This window comes from Flavobacterium sp. 28YEA47A (assembly GCF_041262125.1).
Lineage (GTDB): Bacteria > Bacteroidota > Bacteroidia > Flavobacteriales > Flavobacteriaceae > Flavobacterium.
Genome location: NZ_JBGCCI010000020.1, coordinates 2,501 through 5,208 on the forward strand (window position 1 = coordinate 2,501; position 2,708 = coordinate 5,208).

Consider the following 2,708-nt stretch of genomic DNA (forward strand, 5'->3'; position numbering starts at 1 on the left):
TCGCTTTCGCTACGGATCCGTGGCTGAACCACTTATCCTTGCCGGCAACGTTAACTCGTAGGCTCATTATGCAAAAGGCACGCCGTCACCCCACTAAAGGGCTCCGACCGCTTGTAGGCGTATGGTTTCAGGATCTGTTTCACTCCGTTATTCACGGTTCTTTTCACCTTTCCCTCACGGTACTGGTTCACTATCGGTCTCTCAGGAGTATTTAGCCTTGGCGGATGGTCCCGCCGGATTCAGACAGGGTTTCACGTGCCCCGCCCTACTCAGGATACCGCTATCCCTTACGCTCATTACTTATACCGGGCTGTCACCGTCTATGGCCCAACTTTCCAGATGGTTCTAATTCTTTACGCAGGAAATATCGCGGTCCTACAACCCCGGAAATGCCGTAACATCTCCGGTTTGGGCTAATCCGCTTTCGCTCGCCACTACTCACGGAATCACTTTTGTTTTCTTCTCCTCCGCCTACTTAGATGTTTCAGTTCAGCGGGTTCGCCCCCTATCGGGTAATGTACCTTCAGTACACTGGGTTGCCCCATTCGGATACCTGCGGATCAATCGGTGTGTGCCCGTCCCCGCAGCTTTTCGCAGCTTATCACGTCCTTCTTCGCCTCTGAGAGCCTAGGCATCCCCCATACGCCCTTATTTTGCTTATTGCGCTTTCGACACGTATAAATACGCATCATGCTTTCTACTTTTTAAATGTTTTCTTATCCCAATATGTCAATGAACTTTTTTCCTTAACGGAAGTGTGGAGAATATCGGAGTCGAACCGATGACCTCCTGCGTGCAAGGCAGGCGCTCTAGCCAGCTGAGCTAATCCCCCGTATCTATAGTTGCCAGTCACAACTTTACGGCTAGCCAACCCCTAGAATTTCCTTCAAAAGCCTTAAAAAGTAGTCCCGGGCAGACTCGAACTGCCGACCCCTACATTATCAGTGTAGTACTCTAACCAGCTGAGCTACGAGACTCTGTTTTTTTGCTTTTTTTTGATTTTTTTGAACTAACAGCGAGAGCAGGCGGGCTTGGAGCCCTGTGCGCCGAAGCGACTTTTCTCTAGAAAGGAGGTGTTCCAGCCGCACCTTCCGGTACGGCTACCTTGTTACGACTTAGCCCCAGTTACCGGTTTTACCCTAGGCAGCTCCTTGCGGTCACCGACTTCAGGCACCCCCAGCTTCCATGGCTTGACGGGCGGTGTGTACAAGGCCCGGGAACGTATTCACCGGATCATGGCTGATATCCGATTACTAGCGATTCCAGCTTCACGGAGTCGAGTTGCAGACTCCGATCCGAACTGTGACCGGTTTTGTAGATTCGCTCCCCCTCGCGGGGTGGCTGCTCTCTGTACCGGCCATTGTAGCACGTGTGTAGCCCAGGGCGTAAGGGCCGTGATGATTTGACGTCATCCCCACCTTCCTCGCAGTTTGCACTGGCAGTCTCGCTAGAGTTCCCGACATTACTCGCTGGCAACTAGCGACAGGGGTTGCGCTCGTTATAGGACTTAACCTGACACCTCACGGCACGAGCTGACGACAACCATGCAGCACCTTGTAAACTGTCCGAAGAAAAGTCCGTTTCCGGACCTGTCAGTCTACATTTAAGCCCTGGTAAGGTTCCTCGCGTATCATCGAATTAAACCACATGCTCCACCGCTTGTGCGGGCCCCCGTCAATTCCTTTGAGTTTCAAACTTGCGTTCGTACTCCCCAGGTGGGATACTTATCACTTTCGCTTAGCCACTCAGCTTGCGCCGAACAGCTAGTATCCATCGTTTACGGCGTGGACTACCAGGGTATCTAATCCTGTTCGCTCCCCACGCTTTCGTCCATCAGCGTCAATCCGCCGGTAGTAACCTGCCTTCGCAATCGGTATTCCATGTAATATCTAAGCATTTCACCGCTACACTACATATTCTAGTTACTTCCCGGCAATTCAAGCCCTGCAGTATCAACGGCAGTTTCCCAGTTGAGCTGGAAGATTTCACCGCTGACTTACAGGGCCGCCTACGGACCCTTTAAACCCAATGATTCCGGATAACGCTTGGATCCTCCGTATTACCGCGGCTGCTGGCACGGAGTTAGCCGATCCTTATTCTTACGGTACCGTCAAGCCCCTACACGTAGGAGTGTTTCTTCCCGTACAAAAGCAGTTTACAATCCATAGGACCGTCATCCTGCACGCGGCATGGCTGGTTCAGTCTTGCGACCATTGACCAATATTCCTCACTGCTGCCTCCCGTAGGAGTCTGGTCCGTGTCTCAGTACCAGTGTGGGGGATCTCCCTCTCAGGACCCCTACCCATCATAGCCTTGGTAAGCCGTTACCTTACCAACTAGCTAATGGGACGCATGCCCATCTTTCACCGTTGTTACTTTAACAGCAAGACGATGCCGTCTCGCTGTGCCATGGGGCATTAATCCAAATTTCTCTGGGCTATTCCCCTGTGAAAGGTAGGTTGCATACGCGTTACGCACCCGTGCGCCGGTCTCAAAGGAGCAAGCCCCTTCTACCCCTCGACTTGCATGTGTTAGGCCTGCCGCTAGCGTTCATCCTGAGCCAGGATCAAACTCTTCATCGTATATTTTAATATTATAAGACGTTTTCGGCTTGTGCGCAGATCTCTTCGATCCGCCTTGCTCTCTAATTCTTTAATTTGCTGTCAATCCAATATGTCTATGAACGTGTTCTTCTGTATGTTTCCGCC

Annotated in this window: 2 tRNA genes and 2 rRNA genes (1 of these 4 cut by a window edge); all 4 read right to left on the bottom strand. The window is 51.6% G+C overall.

What is annotated here, in order from left to right:
• Nucleotides 1-664: ribosomal RNA gene (locus tag ABH942_RS16575) — 23S ribosomal RNA — on the bottom strand (it extends 2,216 nt beyond the left edge of the window).
• 94 nt (nucleotides 665-758) lie between these two features.
• Nucleotides 759-832 (bottom strand) — tRNA-Ala (locus tag ABH942_RS16580).
• Between the two features lie 71 nt (nucleotides 833-903).
• Nucleotides 904-977, bottom strand: a tRNA-Ile gene (locus ABH942_RS16585).
• 89 nt (nucleotides 978-1,066) lie between these two features.
• Nucleotides 1,067-2,582 (bottom strand): 16S ribosomal RNA (locus ABH942_RS16590).
• Together the 16S and 23S rRNA genes with 2 tRNA genes alongside form the textbook arrangement of a ribosomal RNA operon.
• Nucleotides 2,583-2,708: the final 126 nt, after the last annotated feature.